Consider the following 20,923-nt stretch of genomic DNA (forward strand, 5'->3'; position numbering starts at 1 on the left):
GCGGCTCAACCGGCGCGGGCCTGATGGGAAACCGGCGCGGCCGGCGTCACCGGTGCCGCGCTCTTGTCTGCATCCATGTTCGTATCGTTGCCAGCGCCGTTGGCGGACGCGACGATCGCCGCAATGGCCGGGTTATTCGCGGCTTCCGAGGCGGCAATGGTTTCCTGCGCCCAGCGGTACGAGGATTCGAAGATCTCCTGATGACGGTCGAAATCGGTCACGTCGATGCCGTCGGGCGTCGGCGGGCGCATCACCAGGTCGAGCGGCGTGGTCGGCAGCGTGTCGTAGCGCTGATGCGCGACGAGGCTCCGCCACAACACGTTGACGGCGCTCGGCGCGGCCGGCAGCGACTTCCGCCGGAACGGCATCAGCAAGGTCGCAAGCAGTTCGAACCTTCCCGGCAGCGCGGCATAGTCGACATCGAACATCTCGGTCGCCGGCTCGCCGAAATGCACCACGAGATTTGGGCCACTCTTCATCTGGTGCATCTGCGCCAGTGGAACGTTGTCGACGAGGCATCCGTCGACCAGCATCGAGCCGTCGCGGGTGTAGAACGGCGGCAGCAGGCCGGGGATGGCGCTGGATGCACGCACCGCCTGCCACAGCAGGCCGGTCCGGATCAATTCGAGGCTGTGCGTCGACAGATTGGTCGCGACTGCCGCGAACGGCCGCCAGCAATCCTCGATCCGGCAATTGTGGCCATACTGATCGGCCAGCGCCCGATCGAAGGCCTTGTGATCCAGCAGCGCGTAGCGCGGCCAGGTCGGACGACGGAAGCTGCGGCTGGAGACGAAGATCTCGTGCGTGCCCAGTTCGAGATGCTCGGGGTCGTAGTTCTTGGCAAAGCCCGCCGCCATCGCCGAACCGACGCTGGTGCCGACGAAGATGTCGAACATCGCGCCGCGCTCGCGAAAGGCCTTGTAGATCCCGACATGCGCGGTACCGAGGCTGCCGCCGCCGCCGGCGACGAACCCGACGGCACGGCCGCACAGGAAGCGCACCAGGCTGTCGATATCGACCTGGTCCTCGAGCGCGACATGGTGGTGCATGAAGCAGGGCAGCCGCGCGAGCCAGGCCGCGGTGCCGCTGACCTCATGCTGCCTGATGTCATGAACGCGAACCAGCCGACGCGCCGACGCGGGATGCACGGTGCAGGCGAAGCTCTCGAGCTCGGTCAGATCAGGCGCCGGCGCCTGGCCGCGACAGGCCAGCACGACGAGGTCGGCCTGGCGGATGGTCTTGCGCGCCCATTCAGATGCCTCGTGGCCGCCGAAATAGGCCACCAGCGGCGCGTCATACTCGATCCGGTTGAGCCAGTCGGCGACTTCGGAATCGTCCAGCGCGCGGCCGGGAAACATCGCCTGAACGCGCGCGAGGTCGACGATCTCGGCGCCGGCGGCGGCAAGTCCCTTGCGCAGCCTCTGCTCGAAGGCGGCAGGCACCGGCTCCCGTCCGCCCGAAATCAGCGCGACGGTGCGCGCTTTCGGTGACGCCCGCACCGGCAGCAGCCGCGCGGTCTGGATCGCAAACCGCTGTGCGAGCGCGGCCAGCAGCGCATCGACGATCCCCGGCGCTTCCTCGACAAGCCGCGCATAGGCCGCCCGCGTCAACACCAGCACGCTGCTATCGCGGATCGCGATCACATTGGCCGTGCGCGGGATGTTGGCGAAGAAGCCGATCTCGCCGACCAGCTCGCCGGCGCGCAGCTCCGCAATCGGCTCGGGATGATCGGTCCGGTACACCGCGAGCGCGCCATGAAGCACCAGGAATAGTGCATCCGAGGCGCCGCCCTGCTCGACCAGCAACTCGCCGCGCACCAGATCACGCCGGGTCATCGCGCCAAAAGCGATCAGGCGCTGCTCGGCGCTGAGCGTCCTGAACAGCGCGAAGTCCTCGGACAGGTTTCCCCACGCAAACGTTGAACTCGGCGGCACACGGTTCGATTGCATGCACGGATGTTAGCGCCGGGCCGCGGCCCCTGCGAGCGATATCGGAGCATGATCGGCGGCACCGGGCCGCCATTCCTTGGAAGCACTGCAACAGGATTTGCAGCGCCCCCATCTTGTCCGCCTCACCCCACCACCAGCTCCGGCCACGGCACGATGGTCGACTTCACCGTCTTCATCGCCATCGCGTCCGCCACCGCCTGCGCGACGCCGTCCTCGGTGAACGGATAGATCGTCTGCATGTCGAGCCAGGGATATTTGTGGCGGGTACGGTAGAGCATGTCGACGCCGAGCGGCAAATCGTTGCCGGTGAAGCCCCAGGAGCCGAGCACGTTGAGGTCCTTGGTGCAGATGCGGTGCCACGACGTGTTGATCGAGCCGGCGTCGGTGAACTGGCCCATCTCGACGTAAGTACCGCCGTCGCGCAGCATCTCGATGCCTTCGGGTCCCGCGGTCGGATGGCCGGAGCAGTCCATCACGAGATCAGCACCGAAGCCGCCGACGATGTCGCGCACCGCCTTGATGCGCTCCTCGGGCGTCCTGAGCTGCTCGATGTCGACGGTCGCCTCGGCGCCGAACTTGCGCGCCAGCGCGAGCCGCGGATTTTCCGGCGCGCCGACGCAGATCACGCGCCCTGCCCCCATTTCCTGGGCGGCCGCCACCGCGAGGATGCCGATCGGCCCGGAGCCCTGGATCACCACCGTGTCGCCCCAGGAAAAGCCGCCGGCGCGCGTGGCGCGGTTGAAGGCGCGGATGCAGGAGGTCAAGGGCTCGGAGAGCGCGCCGAGCCGCAGCGACATGTCGTCGGGCAATTTGTAGATCTTGGTGCCGGGCAGCATATCGAGATCGACATAGACATATTCGGCCCAGCCGCCCCACATGTGCGGCGCCTTGTCGAAGCCGAGATAGCGGCCGTAATACACCGGCGTCAGGCACTTGTTGGCGCTCTCGGGATAATGGATGCAGTAGTAGCAGCGGCCGCACGGCATCAAGGGCGGGATCATCACCTTCGATCCCACCTTGAGCGGCTTGCTCATGAAGTCCTCCGTGAACTCCGGGCCGCATTCGACGATGACGCCGCCGAGCTCATGGCCGAGCGTGAATGGCCAGGGCAGCGGCTTCGGCCAGTGTCCTTTCAGGATGTGCAGGTCGGTTCCGCAAACGCCGCAGGCGCCGACCTTGATCAAGGCCGCCTTTTTGCCGACTTCCGGCCATGGCACGGTCCGGATTACGGGCTTGGCTCCAGGTCCGTCATGCGTGCAGACGCGGATCTGCTCCATCGGTTCGTCCTCCCTGTCCGTATCGTTGGGCCGGCTGCGGCCGCACCGACCTTAGGTCAGGACGATCGGGATGTCATGAAGGCCTGTCATGAAGACTTTCATGACAGGCTTTGGCGGGACGGGGCGCTTCAGATCTTGACGGACGTATTTTTTCGCAAGGAAGCGTCAATTGTGAACGCGGCCGAGGGCGAATGGGCTTGTAGCATTGCGGGGAACGACACCATGAATCCTGGTATCGAAGGCATCGTCGGCATGTACGTCAAGCTGGGCGAGCTCGACACGCTGCAACGCATGAAAGAGCACCGGCAGAGCCTGCTCGACCAATGCGTCGACACTGCGAATTTCAACTTCGACGTGACGCGATCGATCTACCGGAGCGACCTCGAGGTGATCGAGGCCGGCATCGAGAAGCTCTCGGGCGAGATCACCGGCCATGTCGACGTGTTCAACGAGAACAGGATCAGCGGCTGGGCGCTGTACGACCAGCACCCGGACAAACGGGTGACGATCGATATCTATTTCAACGGCGAGCTCGTTGCCGAAGTCGTTGCCGATCAGTTCCGCAAGGACCTGCTCAAGCTCAACAAGGGCGACGGGCACCACGCCTTCTTGTTCGAGCCGCCGAGCGGGTCCTATCAGCCGCCCTTGCAGCTCGAGATCCGCGCGGCGAAGCGCAAGGTGCTGAAAGCCGTGACCGTTGAACCACCGGCGGTGACGGTCGAGCCGGCCGAGGACGCCGGAGCCCAATAGCCTCACCGCGGAAATCGTCACTTCATCGCAGTGCCGTCGGGCGCAAAGCTCTCGACCTTGTCCGTGATCACGAACGACATCAGGTCGTGCCCGATCACCAGACGTCCCTGATAGGTCGTGCGCGTCCGCTTCAGCAGCGCATCCTCCGGCACGTCCTGGGTCGGCGGCTGGCTCGCGAACACGATGTGCGAGTAGACCGCAAGCTTCGGCTTCACCTCTGCGAAGATCTTGCCGGCCTCTTCCGGCGAGGTGTGATGGTTCTCGATCGCTCGATAGTTCGGATAGGCCTTGAACAGGTCGGGGTCGATGACCGCGACCTCGTGGATCAGGAGGTCGGCGCCCTCGGCCGCCTTCGCCACCCGCTCGTCCGGCTTGGTGTCGCCCGACAGCACCACCTTCTTGCCGTCATATTCGACGACGTATCCGAACGACGGCTTGATCTTCTCGCCGTGATTGACCTCGATCGCGGTGACCTTGACGCCGTTCTTCTCATAGACCGGACCCGGCTCGATGTCCTTGGCCGCGAACGCGACACCCGAAAGCGGATACCCCTCGTCGTCGACGCGGATCCGGATGTCCTCGGAGAACGCCTTGGTGAGATTTTCGGTCATCGCGACCGTTCCCTTCGGCCCGTAGATCACCATCGGCGTCTTGCGCGAGCCGAACGGCGTGCCGATCCAGCCCGTCAGCCACATGTCGGGAAGACCCACGACATGATCGGAATGCAGATGGGTGATGAAGTGCGCCGTGATCGCGCCGATCGGGATCTTCTTCTGGAACAGGCGGATCGTCGAGCCGCGTCCGAGATCGAAGATCAGCTTCTCGGACCCCGCCTCCACCAGCGTCGAAGCGCTGAAGCTGGAGAGCCGCGGCGTCGGAGTGCCGGTGCCGAGCAAGGTGACCCGCATCTCGGCGGCGCGTGCCGTGCCGGCGCCGGTGAGGATCGCCGCCGCAAGCGCAAGCCACAGTTTCAGTCGCATGATTGAACGTCTCCACCCCTCAAGCCTACTCATTGCCTGGAGGCTAGGTGAACTCGCCGGGGCTGCCAATGCCTGCTGCGCCATGACGGGCCGGCGCGGCGGATTGACAGCAACGGCAGCTCCACCCCAAGCTGCGATGAAATTTCAGGTTATGGAATGACGCTACAGCCCGGCTCCGAACGAATCTTCGCGGACGAGCGCACCGACCCGCTGGATGGACGCGTGCAATGGGCACCCGCGAAGTCGTTGTGGCTCGGCAGCATGACCGCGGTGGCGATCATCTTCGGACCGCTGCTGTTCTCGTGGAGCGCATTCACGCTGTTCATCGCGACCAGCGCAATCACCCTGTGCTTCGGGCATTCGGTCGGCATGCATCGCCGCCTGATCCATGCAAGCTTCGACTGTCCGCTGTGGCTCGAGCGGCTCTGTGTCTATCTCGGTACCCTGGTCGGAATGGCCGGCCCCTACGGCATGGTACGGCTGCACGATCATCGCGACTGGGCGCAGCGCCAGGCGGCGTGTCACGCCTATTCCCGTCACGCGGCCGGCTTCTGGCGCGATGCGTGGTGGCAAATGCACTGCACACTCGTGCTGAAACACCCGCCGCTGTTCCGGCTCGAACCCCGGCTTGCCGATGACCGCTTCTATGCCTTCGTCGAGCGAAGCTGGATGTGGCAGCAATTGCCCTGGGCGCTGCTGTTCCTTGCGATCGGTTCGTGGAGCTGGCTGGTCTGGGGCATCTGCGTCCGGGTCGCCGTCTGCGTCACCGGTCACTGGTTGATCGGTCATTACTCGCATCGCAGGGGCGGACAGACCTGGATCATCGAAGGCGTTGCAGCCCAGGGCTACAATGTCGGCATCGCCGGGCTGATCAGCATGGGCGAAAGCTGGCACAACAATCACCATGCCTATCCCAACTCCGCGAAGCTCGGGCTGCTGCCGGGCCAGATCGATCTCGGCTGGTGGCTGATCAAGGCATTCGAGGCGGGCGGGCTCGCGCGCAACATCAAGACGCCGGACAACCTGGCACCGCGCCCCGGTGCGCGCCGCGTCGACCGTCCCGATAACGCCGGTGCAGTCGCCGGCACCTAGCGCGCCGCGTTGGTTCCATATCCGCCGCGCAAGTTGCGGATCTGTTGCGATGCCGCTATATCGTCGCCTGTCGGAAAAGGCAGACTTGGTTTGGTAAGCCCAAGTCCTTTCGAAGTCGAAATCCGTTCGCAATCGAAAGCTCTGGTCTCCTGCTCAATGCGTGAGATCCCCACGACGAACACCGGATGCCGTCAAGGCGTCCATTGTGTTCGTCCGTGCGGTTCTCAACCCGACGAACTGCTCCGGTCGAACAGCGACACAGGAGCAGTTCATGCACAATAACCTTACCCTTCCCCATGACGTCGTGATCGCAGGTGCCGGCCCCGTCGGCCTGCTGCTGGCCTGCGAGTTGCGGCTCGCAAACCTCTCGGTGCTGGTGCTGGAGCAGGCCGCCGACCCGCGCTCGCCGCTGAAGCGGCTGCCGTTCGGCATGCGCGGCCTTTCGGCGCCCACCATCGACGCCCTGTACCGGCGCGGGATGTTGGACAACATCGCAGCGCCGCAGCGCGCGAAAGATGATCCGGGCCGCGCCGCGTCGAACGGCGCGCATTGGATGCAACAGCCCCGCCGCCCGGCGGGCCATTTCGCCGGCATCCAGTTCTATCACGACGACATCGACACGTCGCAATGGCCGTATCGCCTGCCGAGCCCTGCCGGCACCAGCATGGCGGTCGAGATGGAGGCGCTCGAATCCACGCTGGCCACGCGCGCGAGCGCGATGGGAGTCGAGATCAGGCGCGGCGCAGGCGTCGAGACATTCGAGCAATCGGATGACGGCGTCTCCATTCGCGCCGGCGGCGAGACTTTCCACGGACGCTGGCTGGTCGGCTGCGACGGCGGCCGCAGCACTGTGCGCAAGGCGGCCGGATTCGAATTCGCCGGCACCGAACCCGAGTTCACGGGTTATTCGATCGCGGTCGAGATCGCCGATCCGGACAAGCTCGCCCCCGGCCGCCACTACACGCCAACGGGCATGTACACATACGCGCATCCCGGCACCATCGCGATGGTCGAGTTCGACGGCGCGGCATTCCACCGCACCCAGCCGATCACATGCGAGCTTGTGCAGGCGGTGCTTCGCCGCGTCTCCGGCACCGACGTCACGTTGACGGCGCTCCAGCTTGCCACCACCTGGACGGACCGCGCCTGCCAGGCGACGACATACCGGAAGGGACGCGTGCTGCTCGCCGGCGACGCCGCGCACATCCATTCTCCGTTGGGCGGCCAGGGGCTCAACCTCGGGCTCGGCGATGCGATGAACCTCGGCTGGAAGCTCGCGGCCACGATCCGCGGCGACGCACCGGCCGCTCTGCTCGACAGCTATTGGACGGAGCGACATCCGGTGGGCACGCAGATTCTCGACTGGTCGCGCGCCCAGGTCGCGCTGATGCGGCCGAGCCGGAGTTCGCGCGCGCTCGAAGCCATCATCCGCGATCTGATCGCAACGCCCGACGGCGCGACATATTTTGCCGAGCGCGCGTGGGGCGTTTCGCTGCGCTACCATCTTGGCGGCGGCCATCCACTGGTGGGTCGCAGCGCACCGGACTTCGAACTCGCTTGCGGGATGCGGCTCGGCGAACTGCTCAGGGACGGGCGCGGCCTGCTGCTGGACTTTGACCCGCGCGCGCCGTTGCGAGCGCTTGCCGATCGCTGGCGCGGCCGGATCAACTACGTCGCAAGCGACGCCAGGGATCGGCTCGGCTTGACCGCGGTGCTGGTGCGTCCCGACGGGTTTGTGGCCTGGGCCACAGACATCGAGCCGGATCTGAAGGAGACTGCTCAAGCCGCGGCGCGATGGTTCGGAGAACCTGACGCGGCATACCAGAAGGCCTGACGTGTTCGGGTACGGCGCATGTGAACTTCGCTGATCACTCTCGCGCCGTGTCCGGGTTCCCTCTCACAACCGTAACGCCCCGTTAACCCTATCAGCTTTAGGGTCATCGGGGCTCCGAATGGACGGTGGCCGGGTTTGTCGTGATGTCGTTTGCACAGAAGAAAACTAACGTCGTCCCCGTAGCCGAGGAGCGGCGTCGCTTCCAGCGCGTCAAGGTGCACCTGCTCGGCCGCATACATGCTGCCCGACCGGCGCGAGTTTCCCTGCCAGATTATCAACATGTCCCCGGGCGGCCTCGCCCTGCTGGCGCCCGGCATCGGCAATGTCGGCGACCGCGTGATCGCCTATCTCGACCATATCGGCCGGGTCGAGGGCCGTATCACCCGCATCATCGACAACGGCTTTGCGATGACGATCGGCGCCACCGCGCGCAAGCGCGACAAGCTCGCCGCCCAGCTCACCTGGCTCGCCAACCGCGACATCCTCAATCTGCCCGAGGATCGCCGCCACGACCGTATCGTGCCGCGCAACCCGATCGCCCTGCTCACCCAGGAAGACGGCACGCGGATGACCTGCCGCATCATCGACCTCTCCTTGTCCGGCGCGGCCATTGCCGCCGAGAACCGCCCGCCGCTGAAATCGCTGGTGATGCTCGGCCGCGTGCAGGCCCGCGTGGTGCGAAATCTCGAGGAAGGCTTCGCACTCGAATTCGTCCACGAGCAGTCCGCGGAAACGCTCGAAGAGAGCGTTACCGCGAGGTAAAGCGAAAAACCGCTCAACACCCCCGTTTTCAGCCCGCGAAGGCGGCCTCCGGTGCACCGGTGGCCGCCTTTGCCGCATTTGGCGCGGTGAAATCGGCGGTTAACGGCCGCACCGTTTGGCGTAACAAACCGCGCTGGCGCAACGTTTGCCGCGTTAATGCATAAAATTTGAATCAATTGCAGTTGTTTCAAATTTTACGCGAATTCGATTCAAGTACAGATCGAATTCGCCGCAGCTTTTACGAGTATTCGCGTCAAATCTACTTTGCGCACTTAGCGGCGGCGAAAAAACTTTGTGCGAAACGTGGTCCCAACAAGAAGAACGGGGGCCACAATGTTTGGGTTCAGGGGACAGGGGAAAGGTTTGGCGGTTGCCGCCATCCTGTTTGCGACGTGCGTGTCGGCCAAGGCCGGCGACGTGGTCTACGCCAGCCTGGGTGACGTCGCGCGTTCGCCGATCGGCTGGGTCGAGTTCTGTGCCGACAGTCCCGCCGAATGCCGCGGCGGCAAGACGCAACCGCGCGACATCGTGATGTCGCAGACCGCTTGGCGCGACCTCGTGCGGGTCAACAAGTGGGTGAACGAATCCATCAAGCCGATGACCGACATGGATCATTGGGGCGTGATCGAGAAATGGTCGTTGCCGACTGACGGTTACGGCGACTGCGAGGACTACGTGCTCCTGAAGCGCAAGATGCTGATGGACGCCGGCTGGCCGCGCGAGGCGCTGTTGATCACGGTGGTCCGCGACAAGAAGGGCGAAGGCCACGCAGTGCTGACGGTGAAGACCGACAAGGGCGAGTTCGTTCTCGACAATCAGAACGAGAGCATCGTCGCCTGGACGGAGACCGGCTACCGCTTCGTCAAGCGGCAATCGCAGAGCGATCCCAATGTGTGGGTCTCGCTCGGTGACAACCGCCCCGCAGTTTCAACCGCCAGCTCGCGCTGAGCGGCAACAAGGAATCGAGTTCGCGACCCGGTCACATCCCCACCCCTCCCCGTCCCAGACCGGTTCGCGCGCGGCCAGGCTTCCCCCAAAGCCTGGCCGCAACCATTTTGGGAGACGCTGCGGCCGCTGATCAGAAGAAGCGCTCGAGGAACGCTGCCGTCTCGTCGGTGATGCCGACGATCTTGTTGGTGGCCTGACGATAAAATTTGAAGTTGAGCTCGGTCTCGGGCCGGCCATCATCCCAATCCTTGAAGCGCTTGAGCTGGTCGCGTCCGAGCGGCTGCCGCGCCAACGCGACGCGCGTGACCGCGATGCCGACGCGCGGCGCTTGCCTGGCGATGCCCGCCTTGCGCGGCACCGCCTCGGCCGCGGTGACGATCCCGCGCGCGATCAGGCCCTTGCCGCCCTCGTTCTCGCTCGCGAACAGGAACGCGACGTCTCCCGTGACGATCGGCTTGCCGCCATACATGGTCTTCTGCGCCGCGAAGGTGAACGTCTTCGCCCGCGGCTCTCGGATCTCGGTCTTGATCGCAAACGCCATCGCGTTGCCTTCGCGCCGGTTCGCCCGGCCGTCCCGAGGCTTGACATCCTAGCACCGGCCTTGTTGAATTGAATTCAATTCAATCATGGACGAACGATGGGCGCGACGAGCCTCGGGACACGCGAACGGCTGCTCGCGGCGGCCCAACAGGAACTGATCGAAGGCCATGGCCACCTCGAGATGCAGGCGGTCGCGAAACGGGCGCAGGTCTCGGTCGGGCTCGCCTATCACCACTTCGGATCGAAGGCCGGCCTGATCGCCGCCGTGGTCGAGGATTTCTACCAGCGCCTCGATGAAGCCGCGTTCGGCGGCGCCAAGCTGTCCGCCACCAACTGGGCGGACCGGGAGAAGGCGCGGATCGGCGTCTATGTCGCCTTCCACTATGAGCACCCGTTCGCGCCGCTCGTGATCGGTCCGCTGAGCCGTGCGGTCGAGGTGCTCGACGTCGAGACCGCCTTCACCAGACGCCAGCTTGCCGCCGGTGCACGCATGCTCGAAGCCGCGCAGCGCGACGGGATCGTGCCCGCAGACCTCGACCCTCATCTCACCATCGCACTGATGATCGGCGGCATCCGTCAGGCGCTGATCGGCGCGCTCACGGGCGAACGGCGGCCGGATCCGGCCAGGCTGACCTCGGACATCTGGGCCTTCATGGCCGCCGCGCTGCGCCTGCCGGCCGGCCCCCCACCCAGCAAGTCAAAAGCGACGCGGCGCAGCCGCTCCTAACGTTCAACTTTAACCCCAAGGTCGGTGGCCATCTTGTTCAACCCGCACGATTTTCACACGCCGCAATCGTCCTACGCCAAGCCGGATCTGCTGCGCTCGAGCGCGGGCGGCTATTTCGGCCCCGGCAACGCGCAGCTGCCGGCACCGCCGATGCTGATGATGGATCGCATCACCGATATCGGCATCGACGGCGGCGCCTACGGCAGGGGCCACGTCGCGGCCGAACTCGACGTTGCGCCGGATCACTGGTTCTTCGCCTGTCACTTTGCCGGCGACCCGGTGATGCCCGGCTGCCTCGGTCTCGACGCGATGTGGCAGATCATCGGCTTCTGGCTCGGCTGGTCGGGCTCGCCGGGCAAAGGCCGTGCGCTCGGGGTCGGCGAGGTCAAGTTCAGGGGGCACATCACGCCGGACGTCAGGCTCGTGCGCTACGAGGTCGACATCCGTCAGGTCCGGCGCGGCCGGCTGGTGCTGGGGATCGCCGATGGCCGCGTGCTCGCCGACGGCGCCTGCGTCTATCTGGCAAAGGACATGAGGGTCGGCCTGATCGCGCCCGCGAGCTGAGCCACAGTCCCGTTTTGGGGCAGAAGCCCCGGAACTTGCGGCGACTTTTGCCACCCCCCATGCCATCGGCTTGACGCCCCGGGTTTTGCCCGCGGCGAGGTTGTGCTATTTCGAACCTTTCAATTGATGTCCGGTTCTGGTCGCATGGTCGAACTTGCTCCCCGGAATTCGCAAGCCGGCAGCCTCATTGGCGTGCAGCCGATCGCGATCGGCGCCGTGGCGCTGGTGCTCGTGCTGTTCGGATTCGGCTCGATCGCGCTATGGCGCAGCTTCGGCGGCAACGTGCCCGAGACCGATCGGATGGTCGCCGCCCGCCAGCTGCAGGCGCGGACCGCACAGGTCTCCGAGGCCCTGGTGGAAAAGACCAAGGGGATGGAGCTGACCCAGCAGGAATCGATCGACCAGTTGCAGGAGGTGCAGGACCAGCTTCTGACCATGCGCAAACAGTTCGCCGCGCAGCAGGCCGACGCCAAGAAGCTGTCCGATCAGGTTGCCGCACTGACCGAGCAGGTCGAAGGGTTGCGCCAGTCGCTGGCGAGCGCGCAGGCCAACGAGCCGAGCGCAGAGCCCGAGCCGCGCAAGCGCTCCAAGGCCACCCGCAGCGCCAACCGGAAGCGCCACAGATCGCGCAGTTGACGGCCGTCCCGGCCGCCCCTCACCCGGCGACGGGCGCGGCCATCAAAATGGACCAATCCCCCAATAAGATCAGCAACGTGGAACTTTCGGAACTCGGGCGGGCCGTCGGCGGCCTCCTACTAGTGCCCGTTACCGTGAATTAATCCGCACTTTGTGAACTGCTTCACATATCCGACCTCGAATCCGAGTCATCCTTAATCACCGGATGGCGTGAGCCGATTTCAATATCCGGGGCTGGCAAGGTCGTTGACGGTATACTACGTCGACGGCCTTGTTTTTTGGGCGCAGCAATCCCGGTCTCGCAACCATCCCATCAAGCCCCCGCTCCCGGCACGCAGCTGAAGCAACGCGGCGTGCCCGGCTGACGGGCTCTGCATCTGCGGCATCGCCAAGGTTGACACCGCGACGGACGGCGCTACCGCCTACTTGAGGCGATCGCGCATGACACGGCCGCCCTTCTGCCGCAGGCGCGCAAGCTGCGGCTCGAGCTCGTGCAGCATGTAGACCAGCGCAACGGCAAGGCTCGAAACAATCACCATGAACAGCAATGTCAGATCGGGAATGGTCAGCATCTCGGATGTCCTCTGAGGCCCGGCTCCAACCGCAGCCGGACCATGTGTTTTCGCGACGCGCTCACGCGCACACTGCCGTCACGCAAAGCAAGCTGCATACCAATGCGCGACGGCCCCGGCACCAACACGCCGAGGCCGCGCCAATCATTCCAAGACCATCAGCATGGCGATCGCATGGACCGGCCATGCGTCAGCGGATGGCTCAGTTGCAAACCTGCACGGGCCGGACTTGCCAGCCATACGGCGTCAGCATGCGACGACGCACGACGTAACAGCCGCCGTCACCGTAGCCGTAGCCATCGTCGTAGCCGTAACCGGCGTAGTACGGGTTGTTGTAGTAGCCGTAGTAATCGTAGGCGCCATAGCCGAGCCCGAAGCCGATCGCGGCCGCAGCGAACGGATAGCCCCAGCCGCGCCGATAGTAGCCACCGCGCCAGCCGCCGCCATGCCAGCCACCGCCGTGCCAACCACCACCGATCGCAGCCGACCGGAAGCCGCCGCCCGCGCCCATGGCGCGGAATGCACCGCCGTGGAAGCCGCCGAAACCGCCGCCCCCGTGGAAACCGCCGCCGCCAAATCCGCCGCGCGCCGACGCGGTGTCGACCGTGAACAGGCCGACCGAGGCCGTCGCCAGCAAGGCGATCATCGTTTTACGCAACATCACCCGTTACTCCTCTTTTCCAGGCTTTTCTTTCAAGCCTCCTCTGCCGCGTCCCGCGCATGCTAACCCAATCTAGGATCGCCACTGCCGACGCGCGCCTATGTCGCGCTCACTTCTGCGCGACCGTATTGATCGAGAACAAAAGCTAACAGCCGCGGCAGATGCCTTTCAGCCGGTGCTCGACCGCCTTGTTCTCGTCGGCAATTGCCTTGTCGAAGCTTTCGCTCGACGCCGCGCCTGTCGTGACGCCCTCACCGGTGTTCAGACGGCCGGAGGATTGAGCCGTGCCGGCGCTGTTGGTGCCTGGCGGCGGTGACGTGACTTGCGGCGACGTCGGGCTGACCGTCGGAGGACTGGCGGTCCCGCTGCCGCTCCCCGTGCCTTGGGCGACGGTCGCTGCGGGCGCCAGCAGAATCGCAATTGTCGCGAGCGCGGCGGTGGCGGATAATTTGCGCATGGCACTTCTCCCTTGCTGGCATCAACGGGTCCGCAAGACGCTGGTTCCGACGGGCGTTGAAGCAACAAGATTTGGGAGCAATGCAATTTGCGCAAGCTGATCGAATTTGACGACGATACCGCCGACAAGCTGAAGCAACTTGGGCGCGACCGGATGGCGACCTTGCAGGAGCTCGCCGACGAGGCCTTCGCCGACCTGCTCAAGAAGCACGGTATTCCGATCGACCTGAAGGATGCGCTGCGCAAGAGCGCAAGACTTCAGGAGGCAGCAAAGCCTACCCCCGCAGCAGCGAAGGCTGCACGCAAGCAGGGCCGGAAGCGTTGAGGTCTCAGCCGATCTTCTTCAGCCCGGCTTTGTACTGCGGTCCCCTGATCGCATAGGACTTCGCCGGCCGCGACAACGCCTCCGCCTGCGCGGCGTCGAGCGTGCGCACCACGCGCGCGGGCGCACCGATGATCAGGGAGTTTTCCGGAAACTCCTTGCCCTCGGTGATGACGGAGCCGGCGCCGACCACGCTGCCGCGCCGGATGCGCGCACCGTTCATCACGGTCGATCCCATGCCGATCAGCACGCCGTCTTCCAGCGTGCAGCCGTGCACGATCGCGTTGTGGCCGATGGTGACGTTGTTGCCGATGGTCAGCGGAAAGCCGGGATCGACATGCAGGGTCGAATTGTCCTGGACGTTGGAGCCTTCGCCGATCTCGATCCACTCATTGTCGCCGCGCAGCACCGCGCCGAACCAGACGCTCGCTCCCGGCTTGAGGCGCACCTTGCCGATCACGACTGCATTGTCGGCGATGAAATAGCTGCCGTCAGCGGGAAGATCGGGCCCCTGCCCGTCGAGTTCGTAGATCGCCATCGAGGTCTCCTTGGATCAGAGGAGACCTTGGCACAGCGGCCGACATGGTTTCAAGCAACCGCGACCACGATCCGGCGCGGGTCGCGATCGGATCAGCCGAGCACACCCGCAGCGCGCAGCGTCATCATGAAGAAGGTGCCCGACATCAGGCTCCAGAAGCCGGAGATGACGGTCGCCATCATCACGAACTCGAAGCGGCGGCGCTCGATGCGTGCGCCGCGCAGCGTGTTGCGCATGATGATGAAGGGTGCGGCGAAGACGAGGAACGGGACCGCGGCGAAGGTCTTCGGCGCCACGCCCTCCTGCAGCAGGCCGAAACCGGCCGGGCGCTCCGCCATCGCCTGATAGCCGCTCGCCAGTGCGCCCGCGAACGCAAAGCCGATGAAGAGCGAGAACAGGGAATTCAAGGTATCGGGCGACATCGGGAACTTCCACTACGCAACTGGCGACTGGCCCCTGCTTCGCAGAATTGGCTGCCGGCCGCCACATCATCCTTAAGGAAAGGTTAATCCGGCCCGCCTGGCTTGGCGTTTGCGCATGGCCATTCGCCGAGGGATTCCGTTGGAATCGTACGGAATTTGCTCGCCTCATGGCATATTCGGCAGGTGATTCGACCACCCCCGACCCGGTCTTTGCCTCGTTCATGACGCTTCTGTCGACCGCCCAGCATCTCGCCCGCGACACCCGCCGCAATCCACGCGCGCATCTCGTCCCGATCATCGCCTCGGCGGTCATCGCGGCCGGCGCGATTGCGCTCGTCGCCTACCTGTTGTGGCCGACCTATACGACGATCCCGGTGAGCGATCCGTCGCGGCTGCCGGTCAGCGTCGGCGGCACGCTGTTCAACGTGCCGACGATGGCGGTGCGCATGAAGATCCAGCGCCATTCCGGGCCGCAGGAGCGCGTCGATCTGAGCTTCCTCTATCCGTCGCTGGAGGCGCCCGCCGCGCCGAAGCACTACAGCGCCGACACGGTCGAGGACAAGGTGCAGCCGATCGACCGGATCTTCGTGTCGATCGCGGCCCACCACGATTCACTCGCGCCGGACATGCGGCTGCGCACGATCTATCCGCGCTATCTCGACGATCGTGCGAATACCGATGACGGCCTGACGGCGCGCGCGTTCCGCGAGGGCACGCCCTATGGCGGCGAGGACCTGTACACCGCGGCCGAGCCGCAGCTCGTCGCGCGCTGCACGCGCGACACCTCGACACCCGGCATGTGTCTGAGCGAGCAGCGCATCGAGGGCGCCGACCTGACTTTCCGCTTCCCACGCAGCTGGCTCGCGCAATGGCGCGACATCGCCACCGCGATGATCCGCCTCTCCGCGCAGATGCACAGCGCGAAGGGGTAACCTGTTCGTCACTGCGAGCATCGCAGTGACGACTTAACAAGCAGAGTCTGTTCCGCCTTACTCGGCCAGGTCTTCTTCCAGGATGGCCATCTGGAACTGGAACGAGCGATCATCGTCCTCGTCGTCGACGAACAGCACGCCGATGAACTCCTCGCCGATATAGACCTCGGCCGAGTCGTCCTTCTTGGGCCGCGGCACCACGCGGATCTTGGGATTGCTGAACACGCGCTTCAGATACGCGTCGAGCTTCCTGACTTCCTGAACGTCCACGGCCGTCTCCAATCGGGTCGATGATTTTCGGGGAGGTTTTAGGACGAGACGGCAAAGATCGCCAGAGCCTTTTCAGGCTTTGGCGACGTGATGTTGAGCACACGCAAAAATGCGCTGCCGATCAGAAAGCGAATGAAATCAAAGACCGATCGCGTTGAGCATCTGGTCCATGGTGCGCGAAGGTTCGGCACAGCCGGCCTCGCCGACGATTTTGGCCGGCACGCCTGCGACCGTGACGTTGTGCGGAACAGGCTTGACCACGACGGAGCCCGCCGCGATGCGCGCGCAATGGCCGATCTCGATGTTGCCGAGGATCTTGGCGCCGGCGCCGATCAGCACGCCGTGGCGGATCTTCGGATGGCGATCCTCGTTCTCCTTGCCGGTGCCGCCGAGCGTGACGCCATGCAGGATCGAGACATCGTCGTCGATGACGGCGGTCTCGCCGCAGACGAAACCGGTGGCATGATCGAGGAAGATGCCGCGGCCGATCCTGGCCGCCGGATTGATGTCGGTCTGGAACACTGCCGAGGAGCGGCTCTGCAGATAGAAGGCAAAGTCCTTGCGGCCCTTCTGATAGAGCCAGTGCGCCAGACGATGGGTCTGCAACGCATGAAAACCCTTGAAGTAGAGCAAGGGATCGATGAAGCGCGAGGTGGCGGGATCGCGGTCATAGACGGCGACGAGATCGGCGCGGAACGCGTTGCCGATATCGGGTTCGTCGCGCAGCGCCTCGCCATAGGTCTGGCGGATCAGATCGCCCGACAGCGCGGCGTGGTCGAGCCGCTCGGCAATGCGATGGACCACCGAATCTTCCAGGCGCTCATGATGCAGCACGGTCGCATAGATGAAGGATGCGAGCTCCGGCTCGCGCCGCAAAATGTCCTCCGCCTCGCCGCGGATCCGATCCCAGATCGGATCGAGCGCCGCGAGCTTGCTCCCCTGCGGATTGACTTGATGAACTGCCATAGCTGCTCTCGCAATTCGGTTGTTCTGATGTGCGTTATAGCACGGTGGACCCAGCGCGTCCCGGGAAGGCTCGGCACGGTAGACCCACCCCGACGCCCCCGGACCGGCGTCTAAGGGAGTTGGTCGGGATTTTGCCGAAATCAAGCCGTGCTTCTGCAACTATTGGCGGATTTCGTCTGCAGTGTGGTTTTGGGCATGGTCGGCCCCAATAAAAGGGGGAAACATCATCAATACCCGGACGTTACGCGGCCGCCTGACCGATGCACGGTCGGTCTGGATCGCCACCATCGCCATTCCCCTCCTCCTGCTCGCGCCTGCCTTCTGGAACGGCTATCCGCTGCTCCAGTGGGATACCGGCGGCTATCTGGCGCGCTGGTATGAGGGCTATCTGGTGCCGAGCCGGTCCACGGTGTTCGGCATCTATCTCCATGCCGGCGAGACATCCGGCTTCTGGCTCAACCTCGGCATCCAGACGCTGGCGACGCTGTGGATCCTGCAACTGACCCTGCGCGTGCTCGACCTTGCCCGGCCGGTCCGGCTGATCGCGATCAGCCTCGCGCTGATCGCAACCACCGCCCTGCCCTGGCTCGCCAGCATGCTGCTGACCGACATCTTCGCCGGCCTTTCGGTGCTCGCGCTCTTCATCCTCATCCTGCAGGGCGACAGGATTTCGACGCTGGAGAAGGCGGTGCTGTTCGCCTTCGTCGCGTTCTCCGCCGCGACCCACAGCGCAACGCTCGGCGTGCTGTTTGGCCTGTGCTGCGTCGGCTGGATGCTGCGGCCGTGGCTCGGCCGGCGCGCCCCGATCGCAGGCCTCGTGCAGGGCAGCCTGACCATCGTCGCGGGCGCGGCGATGCTGTTGGCGGCAAATTTCGCGCTGTCCGGACAGCTGGCGTGGACGCCCGGCGGCATCGGCGTCGCGTTCGGCCGCATGCTGCAGGATGGCATCGTCACGCAATATCTGCGCGACAACTGCGCGAAGGAGACCCTGAAGCTCTGCCCCTATCGCGACGAGCTGCCGCCGACCGCCGACGACTTCCTGTGGGGCCACAGCATGTTCAACACGCTCGGCCGCTTCCAGGGACTGAATGACGAGATGGGCTATATCGTGAAGCGCTCGCTGGCCGAATATCCGGCATGGCAGGCCAAGGCGGCGCTCACCGCAACCGCCGACCAGCTCATGCATGTCGCGACCGGCGAAGGCACCAGCGGCTGGATTCCGCACACCTACGGCATCATCGAGCGCTACATTCCCGCGCAGGTCGCACCGATGCGCGCGGCGCGGCAACAGAAATGGCATCTCGACTTCACCGCAATCAACCGCATCCACGTGCCGGTCGCGCTGGCCTCGATGCTGCTGGTCGTGATCCTGTTCGGCCGCGGCTTGTGGCAGCGACGGCTCGACGATCTGACGCTGCTGGCCGGAACGGTGACGCTCGCTCTGCTCGGCAATGCCGTCATCTGCGGCGTGATCTCGGGGCCGCACGACCGCTACGGCGCGCGCATGGTGTGGGTCGCGACCTTCGTGGTTCTGATCGCGGCGGCGCGCGCCTTCGCCAAAGACGATACCGAGAACGACGCCGACGAGCTATTTGCGCTGCGACAGGAAGTTGATGACGCCGGTCTTGTAGACCTTGTCACCGACCGCCCGCATGTGGTCGCGGTTCGGAATGTCGAGCACCCGCGCCAGCAGGGATGAGATAGAGCGAATCAAAGCAACCGTGGCGACAGCATCTCGCGTTCCCAGCGCAGCATGAAATCCAGCTGCCCGGCGATCCAATCGGCCGACACGGCCTGCTCGCCCCATTCGTGGATACGACTGGCCCACTCGCCGAGCAGCCAGATATGGCGGATCGGAACGAAGAGATCGACCGCTTCGAGATCAACGTGCCGCAATTCGCGTGCCGCGCGGTAGCCGCCGATGAACGCGTGCCATGCGGCATGGTGCTTCCGTCCGAAGATGACGCAATTCCAGAGAAACACGGCGAGGTCGTAGGCCAGATATCCGGCGCCACTCTCATCGAAATCGAAGAACACCGCTTGTCCTGCGCGCGGCCCTTCAACTGCGATGTTCGCGTTGTATCCATGGCAGTCGCCATGGCAGCGCGTCCAGCTCAGCCCGTCACGCTGAGCCAAATCCGCCGACAGGCGCGCCGCCAGATCGGTCAGATCCGCGCGGGTAGACTCGCTCAGACACTCAAGCGCCAGGATCGCCGAGAGCGGACGGCGCACGAGATGATCGAGGTCCAGCCGGTATCGCCCGCTGTCGTCTGATGGAAAGCCATCGGCGACATCGTGGACGCGCGCCAGCGTGACCCCGTTTGCCCTGGCATCGTCCGCCGATTGTGTGGCTTGCGACGCCCGTCCCCCGACATGGCGAAACAGGACAGTGCAACGCTGTCCTTCCGGAAACGGCGCTGACGTGAATAGCGCGCCGCCGCGCGTCGGAATGGCGGTCGCCACCGGGATGTCGCGTCGATCCAGATAGGCGAGAAACGCCGTTTCGGTGGCCACATCCGGCTCCCCGCGCGCGCGGGGTTTCGAAATGCGCAGGATGGACCGGGCGCCGCCATTCGCGCGGATTTCGAAGACGTCGTTCCAGCCGCGGACCAGCAGCTTGCATTCAAGTGGCCCGGGCAGATCGTAATGCGCCGAAACGAACTGAGCCACCGGCTCGGCAAGCGGTGTTGAATAGAGAACTGGAAGTGTCGGTGAAGCCACCTTGATTACTCCTCGCCATGAACAAACGCATCAAGGCCCGTCCAGGGACGGGCCAGCGGCGTGTCATCGGCTCAGAAGTCGGAGAGAACCCCGATCAAGATCGGCATAAGAATACCCTGGCAAGCAGGCAAACAGGCTATCATGCAGCCGCGGGATCGTCCACGGCAGCGAATTGGATCGGCGTAGCTGCAGTCACTCGCTCAGGCGCGTCGGCTGAGGAAATCCAGCACGCCGGTCTTGTAGACCTTGTCACCGACCGCCCGCATGTGGTCGCGGTTCGGAATGTCGAGCACCTGCGAACCCGGAATGATCCGGCCGAGCGCCGACGCCGAGCCCGCAATCTCGTCCTTGCTGCCGACCGCGATCAGAACCGGCACGCCGATGCCGGCGGCCTCCTCGTGCGTCATCAGGCGGCGCGAGCCGCGCAGGCAGGCGGCGAGCGCGCGCCGATCGGAACGGGTCTGATCGGCGAAGGCGCGGAAGGTGCGGCCGACCGGATCGGTGACGTCGTCGAGCGACGGCGCTTCCAGCGCCAGCGCGACGGTCTCGCCGGGTCCGCCGCCCTCGATCAGCCCGATGCCGATTCCGCCGAGGATCGCCGAGCGCACCCGGTCGGAATTTTCCCGCGCCAGGATCGCGGTCATCCGCGAGCCCAGCGAATAGCCCATGATGTCGGCGCGCGCGATGCCGAGATGATCCATCAGCGCGACCACGTCGCTTGCCATGATTGCGATCTCGTACTGCGCGGCATCGTAGAGCTTGGCGGATTCACCGTGGCCGCGATCGTCGAGCGCGATGACGCGACGGCCCGCCTTGACGAGCTCGGACACCCAGGTCGGATAGATCCAGTTGACGTTCTTGCTCGAGGCAAAGCCGTGCACCAGCACGATCGGTTCGCCCGCGCCTTCGTCGATATAGGCAATTTCAACATCGCCGTGATGGAAACTCGGCATCATCGATTCCGTATTGTTCTCGGGATTTTTCTTGGGATTTCTGTTGTTGCG

General features: G+C 64.9%; 23 protein-coding genes and 1 pseudogene. 11 read left to right on the forward strand and 13 right to left on the reverse strand.

The features are described 5' to 3' along the window. Window positions 1–5: 5 nt before the first annotated feature. Both CK489_RS33155 and CK489_RS33160 read right to left on the reverse strand, forming a co-directional pair. Entirely contained in the window at window positions 6–1,949 is a 1,944-nt protein-coding gene (locus tag CK489_RS33155) for a patatin-like phospholipase family protein (protein ID WP_095735275.1), read from the reverse strand. Between the two features lie 122 nt (window positions 1,950–2,071). Then, window positions 2,072–3,226, reverse strand: coding sequence for a zinc-binding dehydrogenase (locus CK489_RS33160; protein WP_095735276.1), 1,155 nt, complete (start codon window positions 3,224–3,226; stop codon window positions 2,072–2,074). Between CK489_RS33160 and CK489_RS33165 the strand changes: the two genes are divergently transcribed. Further along, window positions 3,200–3,976 (forward strand): hypothetical protein, encoded by a 777-nt coding sequence (locus CK489_RS33165; protein ID WP_143278284.1) that lies wholly within the window; start codon window positions 3,200–3,202, stop codon window positions 3,974–3,976. The genes CK489_RS33160 and CK489_RS33165 overlap by 27 nt on opposite strands. Window positions 3,977–3,993: 17 nt before the next feature. Here the strand turns inward: CK489_RS33165 and CK489_RS33170 are convergent, their stop codons facing one another. After that, on the reverse strand, window positions 3,994–4,956 hold the full coding sequence (locus tag CK489_RS33170) for an MBL fold metallo-hydrolase (protein WP_245350587.1): 963 nt from the start codon (window positions 4,954–4,956) through the stop codon (window positions 3,994–3,996). A gap of 156 nt (window positions 4,957–5,112) precedes the next feature. On the opposite strand from CK489_RS33170, the gene CK489_RS33175 reads away from it, so the two are divergent. From CK489_RS33175 to CK489_RS33190, 4 genes and pseudogenes are all read left to right on the forward strand, one after another. Then, complete coding sequence (locus CK489_RS33175) at window positions 5,113–6,048, forward strand: acyl-CoA desaturase (RefSeq protein WP_050625579.1); 936 nt, start codon at window positions 5,113–5,115, stop codon at window positions 6,046–6,048. A 271-nt stretch (window positions 6,049–6,319) separates the two neighbouring features. Beyond that, complete coding sequence (locus tag CK489_RS33180; RefSeq protein ID WP_095735278.1) at window positions 6,320–7,882, forward strand: FAD-dependent monooxygenase; 1,563 nt, start codon at window positions 6,320–6,322, stop codon at window positions 7,880–7,882. A gap of 143 nt (window positions 7,883–8,025) precedes the next feature. Continuing rightward, a pseudogene (locus tag CK489_RS33185) lies at window positions 8,026–8,644 on the forward strand (PilZ domain-containing protein). A 333-nt stretch (window positions 8,645–8,977) separates the two neighbouring features. Further along, window positions 8,978–9,592 carry a transglutaminase-like cysteine peptidase gene (locus CK489_RS33190; RefSeq protein WP_050625578.1) on the forward strand — a complete coding sequence of 205 codons (615 nt, stop codon included), beginning with the start codon at window positions 8,978–8,980 and terminating at the stop codon, window positions 9,590–9,592. 130 nt (window positions 9,593–9,722) lie between these two features. On the opposite strand, the gene CK489_RS33195 is transcribed toward CK489_RS33190, so the two are convergent. Beyond that, window positions 9,723–10,133, reverse strand: a complete 411-nt coding sequence (locus CK489_RS33195; RefSeq protein WP_095735279.1) for a hypothetical protein — start codon at window positions 10,131–10,133, stop codon at window positions 9,723–9,725. A 96-nt stretch (window positions 10,134–10,229) separates the two neighbouring features. Here CK489_RS33195 and CK489_RS33200 point away from each other — a divergent pair, with 96 nt between their 5' ends. From CK489_RS33200 to CK489_RS33210, 3 genes are all read left to right on the forward strand, one after another. Continuing rightward, entirely contained in the window at window positions 10,230–10,859 is a 630-nt protein-coding gene (locus CK489_RS33200; protein WP_095735280.1) for a TetR/AcrR family transcriptional regulator, read from the forward strand. Window positions 10,860–10,892: 33 nt separating this feature from the next. After that, a complete protein-coding gene (gene fabA / locus CK489_RS33205; RefSeq protein WP_095735714.1) occupies window positions 10,893–11,423 on the forward strand; it encodes a bifunctional 3-hydroxydecanoyl-ACP dehydratase/trans-2-decenoyl-ACP isomerase in 531 nt (176 codons plus the stop codon). 144 nt (window positions 11,424–11,567) lie between these two features. Continuing rightward, the gene (locus CK489_RS33210) at window positions 11,568–12,059 is read left to right on the forward strand and encodes a hypothetical protein (RefSeq protein WP_050625575.1); all 492 of its coding nucleotides are present in this window, start codon (window positions 11,568–11,570) and stop codon (window positions 12,057–12,059) included. A 422-nt stretch (window positions 12,060–12,481) separates the two neighbouring features. On the opposite strand, the gene CK489_RS41960 is transcribed toward CK489_RS33210, so the two are convergent. The 3 genes from CK489_RS41960 to CK489_RS33220 all read right to left on the reverse strand — a co-directional run bounded on the left by CK489_RS41960 (window position 12,482) and on the right by CK489_RS33220 (window position 13,749). After that, window positions 12,482–12,631, reverse strand: coding sequence for a hypothetical protein (locus CK489_RS41960; RefSeq protein ID WP_167350123.1), 150 nt, complete (start codon window positions 12,629–12,631; stop codon window positions 12,482–12,484). Between the two features lie 202 nt (window positions 12,632–12,833). Beyond that, window positions 12,834–13,292: a hypothetical protein gene (locus CK489_RS33215; RefSeq protein ID WP_095735281.1), complete on the reverse strand. Its 459-nt coding sequence runs from the start codon at window positions 13,290–13,292 to the stop codon at window positions 12,834–12,836. Between the two features lie 145 nt (window positions 13,293–13,437). Next, window positions 13,438–13,749 carry a hypothetical protein gene (locus CK489_RS33220; RefSeq protein ID WP_050625573.1) on the reverse strand — a complete coding sequence of 104 codons (312 nt, stop codon included), beginning with the start codon at window positions 13,747–13,749 and terminating at the stop codon, window positions 13,438–13,440. Between the two features lie 87 nt (window positions 13,750–13,836). On the opposite strand from CK489_RS33220, the gene CK489_RS33225 reads away from it, so the two are divergent. Then, window positions 13,837–14,073 (forward strand): hypothetical protein, encoded by a 237-nt coding sequence (locus CK489_RS33225; protein ID WP_050625572.1) that lies wholly within the window; start codon window positions 13,837–13,839, stop codon window positions 14,071–14,073. 4 nt (window positions 14,074–14,077) lie between these two features. Here CK489_RS33225 and CK489_RS33230 read toward each other — a convergent pair whose 3' ends face one another. Together CK489_RS33230 and CK489_RS33235 are read right to left on the reverse strand one after the other, a co-directional pair. Beyond that, complete coding sequence (locus tag CK489_RS33230; RefSeq protein WP_050625571.1) at window positions 14,078–14,608, reverse strand: gamma carbonic anhydrase family protein; 531 nt, start codon at window positions 14,606–14,608, stop codon at window positions 14,078–14,080. A 92-nt stretch (window positions 14,609–14,700) separates the two neighbouring features. Continuing rightward, a complete protein-coding gene (locus CK489_RS33235) occupies window positions 14,701–15,030 on the reverse strand; it encodes a DUF6949 family protein (RefSeq protein ID WP_050625570.1) in 330 nt (109 codons plus the stop codon). Window positions 15,031–15,251: 221 nt separating this feature from the next. Here CK489_RS33235 and CK489_RS33240 point away from each other — a divergent pair, with 221 nt between their 5' ends. Next, window positions 15,252–15,962, forward strand: a complete 711-nt coding sequence (locus CK489_RS33240; protein WP_050625812.1) for a hypothetical protein — start codon at window positions 15,252–15,254, stop codon at window positions 15,960–15,962. 57 nt (window positions 15,963–16,019) lie between these two features. Here CK489_RS33240 and CK489_RS33245 read toward each other — a convergent pair whose 3' ends face one another. Together CK489_RS33245 and cysE are read right to left on the reverse strand one after the other, a co-directional pair. Continuing rightward, on the reverse strand, window positions 16,020–16,232 hold the full coding sequence (locus CK489_RS33245; RefSeq protein ID WP_021077729.1) for a DUF3126 family protein: 213 nt from the start codon (window positions 16,230–16,232) through the stop codon (window positions 16,020–16,022). Between the two features lie 138 nt (window positions 16,233–16,370). Further along, on the reverse strand, window positions 16,371–17,198 hold the full coding sequence (cysE, locus tag CK489_RS33250; RefSeq protein WP_021077730.1) for a serine O-acetyltransferase: 828 nt from the start codon (window positions 17,196–17,198) through the stop codon (window positions 16,371–16,373). A gap of 181 nt (window positions 17,199–17,379) precedes the next feature. Here cysE and CK489_RS33255 point away from each other — a divergent pair, with 181 nt between their 5' ends. After that, window positions 17,380–18,897: a hypothetical protein gene (locus CK489_RS33255; protein WP_245350588.1), complete on the forward strand. Its 1,518-nt coding sequence runs from the start codon at window positions 17,380–17,382 to the stop codon at window positions 18,895–18,897. An 11-nt stretch (window positions 18,898–18,908) separates the two neighbouring features. Here CK489_RS33255 and CK489_RS33265 read toward each other — a convergent pair whose 3' ends face one another. Both CK489_RS33265 and CK489_RS33270 read right to left on the reverse strand, forming a co-directional pair. Further along, window positions 18,909–19,919 carry a phosphotransferase enzyme family protein gene (locus CK489_RS33265; protein ID WP_095735282.1) on the reverse strand — a complete coding sequence of 337 codons (1,011 nt, stop codon included), beginning with the start codon at window positions 19,917–19,919 and terminating at the stop codon, window positions 18,909–18,911. A 200-nt stretch (window positions 19,920–20,119) separates the two neighbouring features. Beyond that, entirely contained in the window at window positions 20,120–20,872 is a 753-nt protein-coding gene (locus CK489_RS33270; protein WP_095735715.1) for an alpha/beta fold hydrolase, read from the reverse strand. Between the last annotated feature and the right edge of the window lie 51 nt (window positions 20,873–20,923).

Origin of the sequence: Bradyrhizobium sp. UFLA03-84 (genome assembly GCF_002289535.1) — a bacterium.
GTDB lineage: Bacteria > Pseudomonadota > Alphaproteobacteria > Rhizobiales > Xanthobacteraceae > Bradyrhizobium > Bradyrhizobium viridifuturi.

Excerpts from the sequence above, each read along its gene's own strand:
- cysE (WP_021077730.1), bottom strand. The coding sequence starts at position 17,198 with ATGGCAGTTCATCAAGTCAATCCGCAGGGGAGCAAGCTCGCGGCGCTC.
- CK489_RS33155 (WP_095735275.1), bottom strand. The coding sequence starts at position 1,949 with ATGCAATCGAACCGTGTGCCGCCGAGTTCAACGTTTGCGTGGGGAAAC.
- CK489_RS33195 (WP_095735279.1), bottom strand. The coding sequence starts at position 10,133 with ATGGCGTTTGCGATCAAGACCGAGATCCGAGAGCCGCGGGCGAAGACG.
- CK489_RS33180 (WP_095735278.1), top strand. The coding sequence starts at position 6,320 with ATGCACAATAACCTTACCCTTCCCCATGACGTCGTGATCGCAGGTGCC.
- CK489_RS33165 (WP_143278284.1), top strand. The coding sequence starts at position 3,200 with ATGCGTGCAGACGCGGATCTGCTCCATCGGTTCGTCCTCCCTGTCCGT.
- CK489_RS33240 (WP_050625812.1), top strand. The coding sequence starts at position 15,252 with ATGACGCTTCTGTCGACCGCCCAGCATCTCGCCCGCGACACCCGCCGC.
- CK489_RS33160 (WP_095735276.1), bottom strand. The coding sequence starts at position 3,226 with ATGGAGCAGATCCGCGTCTGCACGCATGACGGACCTGGAGCCAAGCCC.
- CK489_RS33270 (WP_095735715.1), bottom strand. The coding sequence starts at position 20,872 with ATGCCGAGTTTCCATCACGGCGATGTTGAAATTGCCTATATCGACGAA.
- CK489_RS33230 (WP_050625571.1), bottom strand. The coding sequence starts at position 14,608 with ATGGCGATCTACGAACTCGACGGGCAGGGGCCCGATCTTCCCGCTGAC.
- CK489_RS33190 (WP_050625578.1), top strand. The coding sequence starts at position 8,978 with ATGTTTGGGTTCAGGGGACAGGGGAAAGGTTTGGCGGTTGCCGCCATC.
- CK489_RS33220 (WP_050625573.1), bottom strand. The coding sequence starts at position 13,749 with ATGCGCAAATTATCCGCCACCGCCGCGCTCGCGACAATTGCGATTCTG.
- CK489_RS33235 (WP_050625570.1), bottom strand. The coding sequence starts at position 15,030 with ATGTCGCCCGATACCTTGAATTCCCTGTTCTCGCTCTTCATCGGCTTT.
- CK489_RS33215 (WP_095735281.1), bottom strand. The coding sequence starts at position 13,292 with ATGTTGCGTAAAACGATGATCGCCTTGCTGGCGACGGCCTCGGTCGGC.
- CK489_RS33210 (WP_050625575.1), top strand. The coding sequence starts at position 11,568 with ATGGTCGAACTTGCTCCCCGGAATTCGCAAGCCGGCAGCCTCATTGGC.
- CK489_RS41960 (WP_167350123.1), bottom strand. The coding sequence starts at position 12,631 with ATGCTGACCATTCCCGATCTGACATTGCTGTTCATGGTGATTGTTTCG.
- CK489_RS33170 (WP_245350587.1), bottom strand. The coding sequence starts at position 4,956 with ATGCGACTGAAACTGTGGCTTGCGCTTGCGGCGGCGATCCTCACCGGC.
- CK489_RS33200 (WP_095735280.1), top strand. The coding sequence starts at position 10,230 with ATGGGCGCGACGAGCCTCGGGACACGCGAACGGCTGCTCGCGGCGGCC.
- CK489_RS33175 (WP_050625579.1), top strand. The coding sequence starts at position 5,113 with ATGACGCTACAGCCCGGCTCCGAACGAATCTTCGCGGACGAGCGCACC.